Raw genomic sequence first — 15,900 nt, 5'->3', positions numbered from 1 at the left:
TTACTCCTGTGCTCCGCCCAGATGGGCGGAAAACTGGCGGTAAATCGCCTCGGACAGGCCCAGACCCGCGCGCCCGGCCCCCACCTCGGTCAGCGTGCTGTCGAGCAGGGATTGGGCGGTCTGGGTTGCCGAACTTTCCGTCAACGAGTCTCCAAACGACGCGGCGCGGCCCGATTGTAGGATCTGGTTGAGAAAAAGCGCCTCGAACCCCTCCGCAGCGCCGCGCAGCCGGTCTTCGTCGCGCGTGGCCTTGGCCGCAATGCGCGCGTCCCCAAGGCTCGAGGTCTGGCGCGCGTCAAACGCTGTGGCAACCGGCGGCAGGGTCATGGCGATATGCTCCTCAGATCACGATCAATTCGGCGCGCAGGGCCCCGGCCCGGTGCAGCGCCTCGAGAATGGCCACCAGATCGGCGGCACTCGCCCCTACGGCGTTGATCGCATCAACCAACGAGGCCAGCGACACACCGGGATCAAAGACAAAGGCGGGGTTGTTCGCCTGATCCACGGCAATCTGGCTATCGGGTGTCACCACCGCGTTGCCCGGCACCACCACGCCGCCATCCTGGCCATTGACCACCGTCGCGGCCTGATCGACGTTGAAATCCTCGTTCACCCGCACCGTGAGCGACCCGTGCGATACGGCAGCGGGCGTCACCCGCACCATGCCCCCGATCACCACAGTCCCGGTGCGCGCATTGATGATCACCTGCGCCGGGGGCGCAGCGGGATCGACCTCGATATCCTGCAAAAGGCCCATGAACGGCACCCGTGCCGCCGGATCGGCGGGCGCACGCACCCGCACCGAACTGCCGTCAAAGGCCACGGCCACGCCGTCGCCAAACTGCGCATTGATCGCATCGGCCACATTGCTCGCGGTCGAGAAATCCGGGCGGTTGAGATTCAGCACGAAATATTCGGTTTCAAGAAAGGACGTCTCGACCATCCGCTCGACCGTGGCACCACGCGGCACCCGGCCCACGGTGGGCACATTGACCACCACAGACGAGCCGTCACCACCCTGAACCCCCAGACCGCCCACCACCAGATTGCCTTGGGCGATGGCATAGACCTCGCCATCCGCCCCCATCAGCGGCGTCATCAAAAGTGTGCCACCCTGCAAAGACTTGGCCTTGCCAGCGGTCGAAACCGTGACATCCAGCACCTGACCTGGCTTGAGAAAGGGCGGCAATTCCGCCGTCACCATCACCGCCGCCGCGTTCTTGGCATCCAGATCATTGGTCCCCACCTCAAGCCCGAGGCGCGAGATGATGGATTGCATGGATTGCCGCGTCAGCCCCGAATTGCCATCGCCCGATCCATTCAGACCCACGACAAGGCCGTAACCCACCAGCGGGTTTGATCGCACCCCGGCCACATCGGCCAGATCCTTGAGCCGGTCGGCCAGCGCCGCGCCGGGAACAAGACAGACCAGCAACAGCAGAAACCGCAGCATGCCCGCGCCCCTCATAGCGGCGACACGGTTTCAAAGGCGCGGCGCAGCCAGCCTTGCTTGGCGGTATCGGCCACATCACCGGCACCCACGTATTTGATCTCGGCATGGGCGATCCGGTCCGAGCGCACGACGTTGTCGGCGGAGATATCCGTGGGCCGCACCACACCGCGCAGGCGGATGTATTCCTGACCATTGTTGAGCGTCAGTTGCTTTTGCCCGATGATTTCCAGATTGCCGCCCGGCAGCACCCGCACCACCGAAACCGACACCCGGCCGGTCAGCGAATTGGACTGCGTGGCATTGCCCCGCCCGGCATAGCTGCGGGTGGTGCCGCTGGTCAGGCGCGTGTCGTCAAAGCCAAAGGACAGGGCATCGGGCAGGTCCAGCTCGAAATTGTCGGTCTTGCTTGATCCCGCCGCCTGCGACTTGCTCGCGGCAAAGCGCTCCGAGAATTCGACCGTCAGGATATCGCCCACGGCCCGCGCGCGCCGGTCGGCAACGAACAAACCGTTGGAATACCCGGCATAGATCGAGCCGGTGGGCATCAGGCGCGATTGCTGCACCTCTTCGACCGGATAAACCGGCGCATAAAGCTCCGATTCCGCTTCTTCGATCTTGGTAGAGCAGCCCGCCAGCGCGATCAGCGCGGCGGCGGTGCAGGTGAAACGACGCATCATGGTCCCCTTCAGAGGTTATTGGCGAGATAGCTCATCATCTCGTCCGAGGCCGAGATGGAGCGCGAGTTGATTTCATAGGCGCGCTGCGCTTCGATCATGTCGACCAGCTCCTGCACCACATTGACGTTCGAGGTTTCCAGCGCACCCTGCACCAGATCGCCCATGCCCTCTTCCAGCGGATTGCCCACAACCGGCGCGCCGCTGGCGGTGGTCTCGACCACAAAGGTCTCGCCCACAGGCTCAAGCCCGCGCGGATTGGCGAATTGCGCAAGGGTCAGCTGCCCCACCTCTTCGGCCTCGACCGCATCGGGCAGGGTCACGCTGACGATGCCATCGCGCGAAATGCTGATGCTGGTGGCCTCGGGGGGGATCTGGATTTCGGGCTGCACGACATAGCCGCTCGCGGTGGTCAGCACGCCCTCGGCATTCTGCGAAAAGGTGCCGTTGCGCGTATAGCCAATGCGCCCGTCGGGCATCAGCACCTGAAAGAACCCCTTGCCGTCAATCGCCAGATCAAGCGCGTTGTCGGTCGTGGTCAGGCTGCCTTGGGTATACATCTTTTCGGTGCTGACCAGCCGCACCCCGGTGCCCAGCGTGGTCGGTGCCGTCTGCTCGGTCGCCTCTGAGGTCTGCGCGCCCGCAGGCCGCAGCGTCTGATAGAGCAGCGTTTCGAAATTCGCGCGGTCGCGCTTGAATCCGGTGGTGTTGACGTTGGCCAGGTTGTTGGAAATCACCTGAATACGGGCTTGCTGCGCATTGAGCCCGGTTTTGGCCACATGCATCACGTTCGAGGACATCGGCGCTGCCTTTCCTGAGGTCTCTGTTCGATCTCAGTGTGCAAACCGCGTGCCAGCCCAATCAGGTCTTACGACCAATGTCTCAGCAATTTTAGCCCCTTGTCCGAAAAATGACGGGGATCACCGCCTCAGGGCGCGCGCGCGCAGGTCTCGGGGCGGGCGTCTTGTGGCATCTCTGCGCACCATTTGGCAAACTCTGCTCCCGCGCGCTCCTGCACCGCCAGCCGCGCCTTGGGCTCCAACTCGGCCATCGTCACCTCGCGCAGCGCCAATGCGCCCGGCTCTTCAAACGCGGCCCCAAGTGTGAACCACAGCGCCGCCTCGTCCTTCTTTGCGGGCGTGCGCAACTGCGCTTCGACCCGACCAATCGCCGCGAATTGCCCCGGCACGCCCTCTTTCGCCCGCGCGCTCAGATCCGCCAGCAACCGATCCGCCAGCCGCGCCCGCGCGGCCTTTGTCAGACGGTCCAACAGCAGATCACTCACCGCAATCGCCCGTGTTTCGCCCGCCAGACGCGCGCGCCAGGCCCAATAGGCCGCCGCCTGATCGTCCTGCGGCACGCCCTGCCCGCGCGCCAGCATCACCGCCAGATTGACCTGCGCCGCACGGTGCCCGGCCTGCGCCAGATCGGCAAAGATCGCCACCGCTGCCCCGGCCTGCCCGTCCTGCGCCATGGCCACCGCCCGGCCAAAATCCGGCGTGGACCCGGCCATCGCCGCAGCACCGCATATCCAAACCACAGAGGCCAGTAGAAACCGCCGCATCTATTTGCCCGCCATCATCACCAGTTGCAGATACATCATGCGCCGCCGTTCGCCGTCGGGGCGCTGCTCATAAACCACCAGACGATGCCGCTGTGTCGGGGTCATCTCGACATCAATACTGACTGTCTCGGGCAGTTGAATATCATGCTGCGCCAAGAGCGCCTTGGGATCAGCCAAGAGCGCCGCACTGAACGCCCGGTCGATCCAACTGCGCGCCAAGGCCCGCCCGAGGATTTCCGGCAAATGCCGCTCGACCAGCGAAATATCGTGCAGATTGGTGCTGCGCCGCACCAAAGGAAAAGCGTCCGGGGTCTGTCCCGGCGTGGCCTGTCCTGCGGCGCGACGCAGCAGCCTGAATTTCGACAAGGCACCCGCCACTCTGCCCACTCCTTTTGGTTCCCGTCCGTCGCACGGGCGACACGGCCCCACATACCCCTAACGACAGAAAACCGCGTCAGTTTAGCGCCGCTTGGCGCGATCCTTGCTCTCAGCTTCGCATGACCCGGATTTCGCCCCGCCAACCTCTCCTTGTCTTTGCCCTGACTGCAAGTCTGGGGCCAATAGCACTTGGCGGCGCAAGCCTCTGGGTTCTGCACCAGACACCTGCCGTGCCCCTGCCCGCGCTCCCGGTCACGCCCGCGCCCGACGCCCCCGCCGGACCCGAGCCGCGCCGCTATCTGCCGCTCATGATGCCGGTGACGGTGACGCTGCCCGAGGGCGGCGGCACGCTCAGCATCGGGCTTGGCGTGGCCCTGCGCGAAGAGGGCAGCCTTGATCTCATGGCGCGCCTCGCGGATCGCCAGCAAGAGGCACAGGCCGAATTGGCCGGTGTCGTGCTGCGCGACGCCGAAAGCCATCCCGCCGACACCCGCCTCGCAGCGCTGCGGAGCAGCCTGCCCGAGACGCTGAAAGAGGCGATGAACGCCCGCCTCATCACCATGGGCGAAGAGCCCGCCATTCTCGAGGTGCTGATCCTCGACTGGGCGCATGCGCCCTGATTGGCAGGATTCTTGCAAACTTTAATCAAATCCAAGACCCCAGAAAGGACATCCCATGATCGCCATGCGCCAGACCTTCATTCCCGCCCCCGGCACCGATCCACACAAGGTCGGCGTGGAACTCGTGATCTGTGACGAAAACGGCGAACCCCGGCGTCAGCATGTCTGGGGTCTGGTGCGCCTGTTGCGCCGCCTCTGCTGAGACTGCACAGCCCGGTGCTGTCAGCGACGCTGCCGCACATGGTCGCGAAACCGCAGACCAAAGCTCAGGCTGCCCACAGCACAAATCCCCCAACCGATCATCAGCGGCGCAGGCATCAGCCCGGCCACCGCCGTGGCCCATCCGGGTTGCAGGTACAGACCTGCAATCAAGCCGCCCGCAATCGTCAGGAACATGCGCAACCGCAGGCAGGTGGCGCAGGTCTGTTCCTGCGCGCCCGACATCAGCGTGGCCCCGCCTTGCGGTCGCAGTTGAGATAGACCAGATTGGCCCGTCCCTGCCCTGCCCGCCGCGCCGCCTTGGCCGACAAGAGATCGGCGGTGCGACGCACGGCATCGAGCGCCTCGGACAGGATCGCGATACGGTCCTGCGCGCCATCCTCGGACAGCGACGCACCCCCGACCAGCGCAATCACCGCACATCGCAGGGCATGATCGGCGCGCGACACCGCCGCCAGATCGCCCGTTTCCGCCGCCGCCACCAGACCGGCAGTCAACTGCCGGATCTGATCGCCAAGAAGGCTGTAGGTCATTTGTTGCACCACACGTGTCATACCGCCTGTGCCTTGACTTGCGATCCGATCTGCTGCCAGGCGTCCAGAATATCGCCCATGGCGGCAGCGGCCTCGCTCAGACGGGCGCCTTCTTCGCCGCGCATGGCCTTGAGGACGTGAAAACGGGCGAATTCATAAAGCTGGAAAAGATCCCCCGCCAGATCGCCACCCGCCTCGAAATCAAGGCTCGATTGCAGGATATAAATCGCGGTCAACACACGGTTGACGTGATCCGAGGGCAAGGGGCGCGCGTCTTCTTGCGTCCGCGCCAGCACACCAAGCGAGCGGTTGAGTTCGCGCAGCGTCACAAACACGATGTCGTAGGGGTCCGTTGCCGCTTCCTGCACGAGGGTCTCGGCCTGACGGTAACGGGAACGGGCGAAGGCGAAACTCATCGAAACTTCCTTTGACATGATTGCCAGATCTGTCTCTCAAAACGGCAAATCGCGTCAGGATGTTAGCCCCGGCAGCATAACCGCCGGGGCCGGGTCTCAGGCCGCAACGCTGGCCTTGCGCGCATCGCCCGAAGCCAGGGCACTGACGGCCACAACCATGCCCACCTCGCCCCCCGACAGGATGGCGATGCCACTCATGTCGCGCATGCCCGACAGCACGCCTTGCAAGGGGCGCAGCATCACAAGCTGCTGACCCAAAAGTTCATCCACCGGAATGGCAATGCGCGTCTCGTTGCTGCTCAGCACCACATAGAGCCGCGCGCCTCCTGAACTGGCAGCGGGCTCCGGCATCAAGGGATGCACGGGCACCAGCGCGCCCTCGTCGATATGCAGCATCCGTGTCGCCCCCGAGGCCGACACCGGCAAGAGCCGGTCGGTCTGAAGAATACGGTGGATCGCATCCACCGGCAGCACATAGCGCACATGCCCCACCCGCACGACCATGCCATCGAGCACGATCATGTGCTGCGGCACTCGCAGGTGAAACCGCACCCCGGCCCCGGCCGGCAGGCTGACCCGACGCAGCGCGCCTTTCTTGCGCGCCATCTCATCGGCCAGCGCACCATAGGCAGGGGCCATCGCAGGCTCGGGGCTGTTGTCGGTCAACTCGACCCGCACGTGATCGCTCTCGGCCTCGACCGAGATATGGAACCGTGACGCCGGATATTCCCCGGCCAGCCGCAGGTTGACCAAGGTCTTGAGCGGCCCGCGCAGTTCCTCGATCAACATCTGGTCGAGCATCACATCGCCCCCCACATAGGTGACAGAGGCATCGACGCCGATCTTGCGCGCGCGCGTGGCCACATAGGCCTTGAGCGGGCGCAACAACACTTCGGCAGGGCGCGACCGTTGCGCCACGCTCTCTTGTTGCAGATGCGACAGCTCTGCCGAGAGCTGCGCCCCCGACTCGCTGATTTCCTGAAGCCGCAGATTGTGCTGCTCCAGCCGGTCGCGCAGGACAGAGCGCACGCGCTGCTCCAACTCGCCCACACCGGCGGCGCGCAGCGCCTCCAGCACATCCTGCACCAGATCGACCGAGGCAAGCTGCGTCAACTCATGCTCGAGCTGCGCGTGGCTGGCGGAAATCGCCCCCACCGCCTCGAGCAGCGCGAGACTGTCGCCCACCTCGGACATCGGGATCAGATCGAGCGAGTCCGGCTCTGCCGCCTCGACCTCGGGCGCTTCGCGCACCCGCAGGGCCTGCGCCATCATCAGCCGCGCACCCGACGGGTCCAGCATCGCCAGCCGCTCGACCATCCGGTCTTCTTCAAGGGTTGACGCCACGAGAAAATCAAACAGCGTCGCCTTGTCCAGAAACACCGTGACGTTGGTGATCATCCGCACCACGCCCGTGGTGATCCATTCAAGGAACCCCTGCGCCAGCGCGTCATCGTCATTCAGATCAGCCCGCAGCACGTAGAAATGCAGACCCTCCCGGATCGCCTCATGCGCGGTCTTGACGCTCTCGGGCGACATCACCCGGTGGAATTCCGGCGGCAGGCCCAAACGTGTCTCGATGCTCTTGGCGGTCATCACGCCACTGGCGACGAAACAGGCGTTGGTCGCCTCTTCGAACATCTTTTCGATCCGCGAGGTGTCGGGCGTGTCGCCCTGATCCAGCGCATCGAACACCAGTTCCATCGTATCGACAAAACCGCGCCCCATCTGGAGCAGGATCACATCCGGCGCTTTCTGGTCGATGCGCACCCGCGCAAAGAGGTCGATCAACGCCATGGTAAGTTGCGAGGCCGTGTCGATCCGGTAATTCAGACAGGCGAAATGCACCTGCCGCATCAGCGTGTCAAAGGCCGGGAACCAGTTGGCCCCCGCCTCGGCGCCCCGCGCCTCGAGCCCCTTGCGCAGGCTTTGCAGCGTCTCAAAGATATGATCGGCGCACCAGGCCCCCAAAATCTGGCTCGGTGCCATCATCTCGGCATCAAAAACCGACGCGGGCAGGCTGCGCTCGACGCTGACCAATTCCTCATAAAGCGCCAGTTCGGCGGCGCGGTAAGCATGGCCCGCCGGTTCTTGCGACAACCGAAGCGCGCTGTCCACAAGGCGAACAAACCCGCGCGGCGCGGCCTGATCGGCGATCCGCTCGGCGAGGTCTCGCCGCTCGGCCACGGTGCAGGGCGCATCGCCCGACATCCGCGTGCCCTGCTCGGCAATCAGCGGGTAAAGCTCTGCCATGACAAGGAAAAATGCCCGGCCATCCGCGGCCGGATCAACCGGACCGCGCGATTGCACCGGGGCAGCATCACCGCCGCCAAACTCCTGTGCCGCATGCGCGCGCAGCGCCGCCACATGGCCTTCGGCTGCGGCGTGGCTCATGCCTTTGGCCTCGGCCATCGGACCCAGCAGCGCCACCCAACTGGCCAAATCTAGCTGTTGCGCGGCATAGCACAGGCCATCGGCTTCCTTGCGCAGCGCGGCAAGGCTGGTGGCCTCCGACCAACTCGCACAGAGCGCGTCCAGTTTCTCGAGCGACTTCGCCACCATATCGGCAAAGATCTGGTGATAGGTCTGATCCGCCCGCAGCTTGCCTTCCGTGACCTCGACCACGGGTTTCGCACGCGGCACCGCCTTCTTTGCAGGCGCAGGTTTGGGCGCGGCTTCGGGTTCTGGCGCGTGGACCGCCACGGGCGCAGGCTCGGCCACGGGGTCTGGCGCGGGCGCTTCGGGTAGCGCGTCGGGCACAGCCTCCGGCTCTGTCTCACCGCTCAGCAGACGGCGCATCGCGGCACTCAGATCACGCGTCGCGCCCAGGTCCGGCGCATCCGCGCTCAGGAACGGCCCCAACAGCGCCAGCCAATCGGCAAGGTTCAATTGCCCGGCGGCATAGTGCAGATTGTCCGCCTGCCGGCGCGCTTTCGGGCTGCTGTCCTCGGCCCAATCCGCAATCAGCGCATCCAGCGCGGCGCAGGTCTTGTCGGCCATGTCGTTGAAAATCTTGTGATGCTCGGGGTCAGGGGCCAAGAGCTTGCCCTCTGTCACCTCGGCCACGGTCTTGACCTGCGGCGCGGGCGCTTGCTCAGGCTCAGGCTCAGGCTCAAGCTCCAGCGGAGGCTCAGGCTCCACCACCACTTCAGGCTCTACGGCCTCGCCAAACTCCGGTTCCGGCTCAAACTCGGGCGCGTCGTCGTCTGCAACCTCCGCCTCGTCGTCATCCCCTTCGAATTCGTCGAAATCCGTGCCATCGCCGCCATCCAACTGATCCAGCAACCCCGCAAGGCCCATATCAAAGGCCGGAACCTTGGGCTTTGGCGCAGCAGCCGGTGCCGGTGCTTCTTCCATGGCGTCTTTCTGCGGCGCACCCTCGGCCTGCGGCGCCGGTGCAGGCGCCGCCGCTTCGGTTTCGCGCCCTGTCAACCGCCCGATCATCGCGCGCAGATCCTGCTTGAGCCCCGCCGTCGGCCCCGGCTCCACATCGGCGCGGGTGTCCGCGGTCTCTTCCAGCATGCCGCGCAACGCGTCGCCGGTGCGCATCAGGATATCGGTGATCTCGCCACTCAGCGGCACGCCCTCATCGCGCACCAGCCCGATCAGGTCCTCGGCCAGATGCGCCAGCCCCTCGACCTGCGCCAATCCCAGCACGCGCGAGTTGCCCTTGAACGTATGGACAGCCCGGAACAGCGCGCCGATATGCGCACCCATGTCGCCTTTGCCCCCGTTGAGGGCATCCAGCGCCGCTTCCATCGCGTCAAGGGACTGCGCGCCGTCATCGGCATACAGCATCCAGATTTCGTCCATCTCGTCCATCATGGTGTCACCCGCCCAGTGGGTTGCATTGCGGCCCTCAGGCCCCGACCAGTGCCCGCATCACGCGCGTCAACTCGTCTCCGGTCTTTTCCTCAAGGTCATGCGACACCGTGCCAGAGGGCTTGGAAACCACCCCATCCGCGCCCAGTTCGCGCGCCTTGGCCGCCAGGGGCGAGCCCTGCACCGTCACCGACGACAGCATGCAGATCTTCGCCCGCGTCTTGAGCTTGGCGTGACGCAGGAATTCGAGCCCATCCATCACCGGCATCTCGATATCGAGCAGGATCAGATCGAGGTCCGGAAGATCCGGCAGCTTGTCCAGCGCCTCTTGCCCATTGGCGGCCTGCGCCACCAGCTTGAACTCTTTGCGCGACTTGAGAAAACTGGAGATGTAGAGCCGCATCATTGCGGCATCGTCCACCACCATCACATTATAAGGCATTGTCTTGTCTCCAAATTGTATGGACTTCGGAAAACGTGGGGCGGCACCGCGCCGCCCCCGCCCCCTCAGAAGCCGTGAAAGCCGCGCGCATCGAGATCGAGCGATCCGCCGCCATTCACTCGCCCGTTGGGCTTGCCGTTCATCATCGCCTGAATCTGCGCCATCATCTCGGGTGTGAGGCCGTTAAAGCCTCCCATCGGCAGGGATGCTGCCGTGCGGCGCAGCTTGAAGCGACCGATTTCTTCCTTCATCTGCTGGGTGGCCGCACTCATCTCGGCGGCCCCGGCAGCCAGTTCGTCCGCCTGCTGGCTGGTATCGAGCGCGGATTTGGCGATTTCGGACATGGCCAGCGAGATTTGCGCCACGCCGCGCGACTGCTCGGCACCCGAGCGGTCGATCTCCTCGACGATTTCCCGAACCTGCGTGATCTGCTGCGAAATGCCGGTAAAGGCCTCGGAGGTTTCATCCGCAATCCGCACACCTGCATTGACCCGGTTCGACGCATCCTCGATCAGATCCGAGGTTTCGCGCGCCGCCTTGGCGGAGCGTCCGGCAAGGTTGCGCACCTCTTGCGCCACCACGGCAAACCCGCGCCCATGTTGACCGGCCCGCGCCGCCTCGACCGCCGCGTTCAGCGCCAAGAGATTGGTCTGGAACGCGATTTCGTCGATCACCTTGATGATCTTGGCGATGTCCTGCGACGAGGTCTTGATGCCATGCATGGCCGTGACCATGTCCTTGATCTTGGCCGCGCCCTGATCGGCCAGACCCACGGCGCTGCCCACGAATTGCGACGCTTTCTGCGTCGAATTGGCATTGGCGCGCACCTGCTGATCGGTCTGGTTGACCGAGGCCGAGACCTCTTCCACCGAAGCCGAGGCCACTTGCGAATTGGTCGAGAGAGTCTGGCTCGAATGGGCCACCTGGTTGACCGTGGTCGCAACCTGATCCACCTGCTCTGCAATCACTGCAAAGGCGCTGTTGAGACTGCCAAAGGCCTGCTCGAAGGACTCGATCACGCTGCGATATTCGCCCTTGAACTTGGACAGATCCGCCTGCACGTCAAGATTGCCCGAGACAATGGAATCCGACAGTGCGCGAATTTCGCTGACCACACCGCGGAAATTGCCACGCACCTTCTCGATGATGTGGTTGAGGAACACTTTCTTGCGCGGCATCTGCGGGAAGGGCGCATCGAAATTCCCCTCGCCAAACTCCTCGACGACACTCATCGCCAGTTTCTTGGTGTCGATATGCGCCTGCACCATGGCATTGAGCATCTCAGCCGCCTTGCCAACTTCTGCTTTGTCAAAGTTCTTGCTGTCGATAAAGACGTCGATATCGCCCGCGTCATGCGCAGCGGCCATGTTCTCCATCTCAGAGAGCAGAAGCCGGAATTGATCCAGCGTGCGGTCATTCTCGGCTTTGACGCGCTTGATCTCGGTCACATCGCGCCATTCCACCAGCACGAATTGCGTCCCGCGCTCGATGCCCGGCACCGGCGTCGCGGTGAACTCCAGAGAGATCCCCCCGATGGTAAACGCCCCTTCGTGCGGGCCGGTCATGTTGTCCATGATACGCCGCTGGTAATGCGGGTTCTTGTGGAACACATCGACATTCTTGCCGATGATGTCGCGCGCCCGGAAACTCGGCAGATCGCGCCGGATGTCACTCTCGATCCGCTCAAACATCTGGAACCCGGCTTCGTTGCAGTAGAGGATGTTGTAATCCTCATCAGCAACCATGACGGGATTGCCAAGCGAGGCCAGCAGCGTGGTGGCCACAATGCGCTTCGAGAATTCCGTTTCCTTCACATCGTCCATGGTGTCGTTGGCCTTGAGTTTGCTGTCGCGCGGGGATTGCGAGGTCATTTGTTCTTTCCTTTCGGTGTCGCCGGCGGGCTGGTCCGGCGCGGGCTGGGGGGCTGAAACATCCATCCGCGACGCAGCCGCGGCACTGGACGTGAAAATCGGTTCCTGATCGGCAACCGGGGGATTGGACTGCGGCGCGGCCATGGCTCAGGCCTCGGCCATCATCGGCGGGATGAGCGCGTCATCCTCGACCAAGAGATTGACGTTGAGCAGGATCGCCACCCGCTCCTCCAGACGGCCCAGACCCAGCACAAGACTGCGGCCCTCGGCGCCCGAGAAACTATGGGTCCGGTCGATCTGATGCGCGGGGATATCCAGCACCTCGTTGACGCCATCGACGATCAGCCCCACGGGCGCATCATTCACCTGCAACACGATCACCACGGTGCGGTCGTCATAGGCCTTGTCGGGCATGCCAAAGCGCAGCCGTACATCCATCAGCGGGATCACCTTGCCCCGCAGGTTGATCACACCCTTGATGTAATGCGGCACGTCCGGCACGCTCATGATACGTTGCAGCCCGACAATCTCGGTCACAACGCCGATAGACACCCCATAGAGCTCCGATCCGACCGGAAAGGTCAGATACATGGTCTCGATGGAATCCGACGGCTCGGCCTGAACCTCGGTCTGCGGGGTCTGCGCATCGGCAAACGCGGTTTTAGTCATGGTCAGACTCCTCTATGGGTCGGTCGGGGGGCCGGGACGGCGCTTGCCCGGGGGGATGCAGATGTCGTGCCAACCGAGGCCAGCAGCTGCGCCGCGATCTGGTCGAGTGGCACCTGCGCCAGCGCAGCCCCCCGTTCCCAGGCGCGCGCCGGCATGCCGTAGACCAGCGATGTCGCCTCGTCCTGAACAAAGGTCTGCGCCCCGGCCAGACGCGCGGCCAGCAATCCGTTGGCCCCGTCGCTGCCCATGCCGGTCAGAATGGCCGCACTCAGACGCGGTGCTGCCAGTTGCGCGGCAGAGGCCAGCAGCACATCAACCGACGGGAGCGAGAAACACACCGGCTCGCCCGCCACCAGATCGACCATCAGGCCACCTTGCGCCGCGCGGCGCAGCCGCATGTGCCGCTCGCCCCCCGGCGCGATAAGGGCCAGACCGGCACTCAACCGGTCGCCCTGCCGCGCCTCGCGCACTTCAATGGCGCAGGTCGTATTCAATCGCCGGGCAAAGGCCTCGGTAAACCCTGCGGGCATATGCTGGACAATCACCACCGGCGGGCAATCGGCAGGCAGCGCATGCAGCACCGTGCCCAGTGCCTGCACCCCGCCCGTCGAGGCCCCAAGCGCGATCACCCAATCCTGCGACAGCGCGCGGGACGACACCATAGCGGACGACCCCGCAGGCGCGCTGACCGCAGCAGGCTTCAGCCGGTGCAGATCGACCTGCGCCACCGCCCGCACCCGCGCGGCAATCGCAGCCAGCGCGATGTGATCCGCCATCCCCGGTGCCACGCCCTCCGGCTTGGGCATCACATCGACCGCGCCCGCCTCCAGCGCCTCGATACTGCGCCGCGCCCCAAGCTGGGTAGTCGAAGACACCACGATCGTCGGAATACGCAGCCGCGCCACGGTCTGACGCAGGAACGCCATCCCCCCCAGCCCCGGCATCTCGAGATCAAGCGTGATCACATCCGGGCGGCGCGCCATGACAAAATCATGCGCCTCTTCGGCGCTCGCGGCCTCGCCGATCACCTCGATGCCCGGATCGGCACTCAGCGTCCGGGTCAGAAACCGGCGAAAGAAACTGGAATCGTCTACGACAAGCACCGTGATCGGTGCATCAGGCTTGGTCATCACGACCTCCTTCGATAAAGACCGGTGGCGACAGGCTCCCAGAGGGTGCCCAACTGGCGCACGGATTCCGTCACCGACGTAATCAGCCAGCCACCCGGCTCGACCACGTCATAGAGGGCATTGACCGTGGCGGCCTGATCGGCCCGGTCGAAATAATAGAGCACGTTGCGGCAGAACACGGCCTGAAACGGGCGGTTGAACGGATAGGGCGTGGCCTTGAGGTTCATCCGCCGAAACGTGCAGGCCCGGCGCAACTCGGGCGCCACGCGGTATTGATCCAGCCCTGCAGGCTCGAACCAGCGTTTCACCCGCGCAGGATCGGTCTGCGAAAACTGACGGGCGGAATAGATGCCCAACTCGGCGCGCTCGACCACCGGCTCGCTGATGTCGGTGCCCAGAATATGCGTGCGGTTCAGAACGGCAGGCCCCAGCCGTTCGGCCAGCATCATCCCCAGCGTATAGGCTTCCTCGCCACTGGAACAGGCCGCCGACCAGAACCGGAACTCGGACCGCTCCCTCAACTCGGGCAGGGCAAGGTCCATGAACTGATCCAGCACCTCGATCTCGCGAAAAAAATAGGTGTGATTGATCGAGGCCGCGTGCAGCACCGCAAGCTGCAGGTCCTGCGCGCCTGCGCGGTCCAACTCGCGCGCCAGATAATTGAGATCGGGCAGGTTGAACCGGCGCAACACCCGGTCCATGCGCTGCCGCAGCAGATTGGCCTTGGACGGGCCAAAGGTGATCCCGCAGCGTCGGCTCAACCACTCGCGCAACTGCTCGAACCCGGCCTGATCCGCATAGACCTGCATCACCGCACGCCTCCGTTTGCCAATCGCTCGCAATCGAGCACCATCGCCACCTCGCCCGACGCCAAAAGCGCAAAGCCCCAGCTTGCGCGCACCCGCGTCAGCGTGCCTTCGAGCGGCTTCATCACCACCTGCTGACGGTCGAGAATTTCATCGACCGGCACCGCAATCGGACCAGAGGTCGACTCGAACACGATAAAGACCATCTCCGAGAGTGGCGGCAGTTCGCTGCGCATGCCCGCAAAGAACTTCTCCAACCGGCACACCGGAATAAAGCGGTCGCGCTGCCGCAGCATCTCGCGCCCACCCTCGGCCGACAGGGCCAGATGATCGCCCATGCCCGGTTTCACGATCTCGGCAATATCGTCGATCGGCACACAGTATAGCTGCGTGCCCAGCCGCAGGATCACACTGTCAAGAAACGCCAATGAAACGGGAATATGCAGCGAGACAGTCGTGCCACGGCCCTCTTCGCTCTGCACCCCGATACGGCCCCGCAAATCCTTCATCGTGGTGTTGAGCACATCCATGCCCACGCCGCGCCCCGACAGGGTCGTCACCGCCTCGGCGGTCGAGAACCCCGGCTCGAAAATCGCCTTCCAGACGGCGGCATCCTCGGGCTCTTCGGAGGGACCAAAGAGACCCCGCTCGCGCGCCTTGGCGAGGATCTTGCCCCGGTTCAGCCCGCGCCCGTCGTCGATCACCTGAATCCGCACTTCGCTGCCCACCTGCGCGGCCGACAGAATAATCCGCCCCGCAGGCGACTTGCCCGCCGCCTCGCGCTCTGCGGGCGGCTCCAGCCCGTGATCGGCAGAATTGCGCACCACATGCAGCAACGGATCATAAAGACGGTCCGCCACCAGCTTGTCGATCGAGGTATCCTCGCCGCGCATTTCCAGATCAATCTGCTTGCCGGTCTCGCGCTGCAACTCGCGCACCATGCGCTTGAGGCGGCGAAACACCTCATCCACCGGCACCAGCCGCAATTCGCTGGCCGCATCCTGCACCTCGCCCACGATCATCGACAGGCGATGTGCGGCGGCCTCGAACCCCACAAGGTCGAGATTGGCCAGTTCCGGCGCGTTGATGGTTTCCGACACAGACAACGACAACTCGCCCACAAGGTCCATCAACCGCCCGATCTTGTCCGAAGAGACGCGCAGCAACGCCCCGCCCGAGGCCTGCTCGGGCACCTGCTCTGCACGCGCCGTCATGCCTGCGGCCCTGCTTCAGGACACAGCTTCTTTGTGGACACACTCGCCATGTGAACGGGTCTTTCTAAAACTGTCGGCTTGCGTGCCGGTTA

At 64.4% G+C, this 15,900-nt stretch carries 18 protein-coding genes; 2 read left to right on the top strand and 16 right to left on the bottom strand.

The features are described from left to right. The 6 genes from KBT70_RS20605 to KBT70_RS20580 all read right to left on the bottom strand — a co-directional run bounded on the left by KBT70_RS20605 (position 1) and on the right by KBT70_RS20580 (position 4,069). The gene (locus KBT70_RS20605; protein ID WP_296638686.1) at positions 1-327 is read right to left on the bottom strand and encodes a rod-binding protein; all 327 of its coding nucleotides are present in this window, start codon (positions 325-327) and stop codon (positions 1-3) included. Positions 328-340: 13 nt separating this feature from the next. Beyond that, the gene (locus KBT70_RS20600; protein WP_296638683.1) at positions 341-1,453 is read right to left on the bottom strand and encodes a flagellar basal body P-ring protein FlgI; all 1,113 of its coding nucleotides are present in this window, start codon (positions 1,451-1,453) and stop codon (positions 341-343) included. Between the two features lie 11 nt (positions 1,454-1,464). Continuing rightward, positions 1,465-2,130 (bottom strand): flagellar basal body L-ring protein FlgH, encoded by a 666-nt coding sequence (locus tag KBT70_RS20595; protein WP_081507924.1) that lies wholly within the window; start codon positions 2,128-2,130, stop codon positions 1,465-1,467. An 8-nt stretch (positions 2,131-2,138) separates the two neighbouring features. Then, positions 2,139-2,927 (bottom strand): flagellar basal-body rod protein FlgG, encoded by a 789-nt coding sequence (gene flgG, locus KBT70_RS20590; RefSeq protein WP_296638674.1) that lies wholly within the window; start codon positions 2,925-2,927, stop codon positions 2,139-2,141. A 128-nt stretch (positions 2,928-3,055) separates the two neighbouring features. Then, positions 3,056-3,691: a hypothetical protein gene (locus KBT70_RS20585; protein WP_296638671.1), complete on the bottom strand. Its 636-nt coding sequence runs from the start codon at positions 3,689-3,691 to the stop codon at positions 3,056-3,058. Continuing rightward, positions 3,692-4,069: a hypothetical protein gene (locus tag KBT70_RS20580; RefSeq protein WP_296638668.1), complete on the bottom strand. Its 378-nt coding sequence runs from the start codon at positions 4,067-4,069 to the stop codon at positions 3,692-3,694. Positions 4,070-4,188: 119 nt separating this feature from the next. Here KBT70_RS20580 and KBT70_RS20575 point away from each other — a divergent pair, with 119 nt between their 5' ends. Next, positions 4,189-4,689 carry a hypothetical protein gene (locus KBT70_RS20575; protein WP_296638665.1) on the top strand — a complete coding sequence of 167 codons (501 nt, stop codon included), beginning with the start codon at positions 4,189-4,191 and terminating at the stop codon, positions 4,687-4,689. Positions 4,690-4,744: 55 nt separating this feature from the next. After that, the gene (locus tag KBT70_RS20570; protein WP_296638663.1) at positions 4,745-4,891 is read left to right on the top strand and encodes a hypothetical protein; all 147 of its coding nucleotides are present in this window, start codon (positions 4,745-4,747) and stop codon (positions 4,889-4,891) included. 20 nt (positions 4,892-4,911) lie between these two features. Here the strand turns inward: KBT70_RS20570 and KBT70_RS20565 are convergent, their stop codons facing one another. From KBT70_RS20565 to KBT70_RS20520, 10 genes are all read right to left on the bottom strand, one after another. After that, complete coding sequence (locus KBT70_RS20565) at positions 4,912-5,133, bottom strand: hypothetical protein (protein WP_296638661.1); 222 nt, start codon at positions 5,131-5,133, stop codon at positions 4,912-4,914. Beyond that, on the bottom strand, positions 5,133-5,441 hold the full coding sequence (locus tag KBT70_RS20560) for a hypothetical protein (protein WP_296638657.1): 309 nt from the start codon (positions 5,439-5,441) through the stop codon (positions 5,133-5,135). Before KBT70_RS20560 ends, KBT70_RS20565 begins: the two co-directional genes overlap by 1 nt. 17 nt (positions 5,442-5,458) lie before the next feature. Beyond that, a complete protein-coding gene (locus KBT70_RS20555) occupies positions 5,459-5,857 on the bottom strand; it encodes a flagellar protein FliS (RefSeq protein WP_296638654.1) in 399 nt (132 codons plus the stop codon). 96 nt (positions 5,858-5,953) lie between these two features. Continuing rightward, positions 5,954-9,679 carry an Hpt domain-containing protein gene (locus KBT70_RS20550; protein WP_296638651.1) on the bottom strand — a complete coding sequence of 1,242 codons (3,726 nt, stop codon included), beginning with the start codon at positions 9,677-9,679 and terminating at the stop codon, positions 5,954-5,956. 34 nt (positions 9,680-9,713) lie between these two features. Then, the gene (locus KBT70_RS20545) at positions 9,714-10,118 is read right to left on the bottom strand and encodes a response regulator (protein ID WP_296638646.1); all 405 of its coding nucleotides are present in this window, start codon (positions 10,116-10,118) and stop codon (positions 9,714-9,716) included. 65 nt (positions 10,119-10,183) lie between these two features. Continuing rightward, positions 10,184-11,989 (bottom strand): methyl-accepting chemotaxis protein, encoded by a 1,806-nt coding sequence (locus KBT70_RS20540; protein WP_296638644.1) that lies wholly within the window; start codon positions 11,987-11,989, stop codon positions 10,184-10,186. Positions 11,990-12,136: 147 nt separating this feature from the next. Then, complete coding sequence (locus KBT70_RS20535) at positions 12,137-12,658, bottom strand: chemotaxis protein CheW (protein WP_296638641.1); 522 nt, start codon at positions 12,656-12,658, stop codon at positions 12,137-12,139. A gap of 2 nt (positions 12,659-12,660) precedes the next feature. Beyond that, the gene (gene cheB / locus KBT70_RS20530) at positions 12,661-13,788 is read right to left on the bottom strand and encodes a chemotaxis-specific protein-glutamate methyltransferase CheB (RefSeq protein WP_296638639.1); all 1,128 of its coding nucleotides are present in this window, start codon (positions 13,786-13,788) and stop codon (positions 12,661-12,663) included. Then, on the bottom strand, positions 13,788-14,597 hold the full coding sequence (locus KBT70_RS20525) for a protein-glutamate O-methyltransferase CheR (protein WP_296638726.1): 810 nt from the start codon (positions 14,595-14,597) through the stop codon (positions 13,788-13,790). Before KBT70_RS20525 ends, cheB begins: the two co-directional genes overlap by 1 nt. Continuing rightward, positions 14,597-15,808: a chemotaxis protein CheW gene (locus KBT70_RS20520; RefSeq protein WP_296638637.1), complete on the bottom strand. Its 1,212-nt coding sequence runs from the start codon at positions 15,806-15,808 to the stop codon at positions 14,597-14,599. The genes KBT70_RS20525 and KBT70_RS20520 overlap by 1 nt, the downstream gene beginning before the upstream one ends. Positions 15,809-15,900: the final 92 nt, after the last annotated feature.

This window comes from Roseovarius sp., assembly GCF_018066915.1.
In the GTDB taxonomy this organism is placed as follows: domain Bacteria; phylum Pseudomonadota; class Alphaproteobacteria; order Rhodobacterales; family Rhodobacteraceae; genus Roseovarius.
The sequence above is the reverse complement of the archived record's forward strand: the minus strand, read 5'-3'. Positions and strand labels throughout refer to the sequence as shown.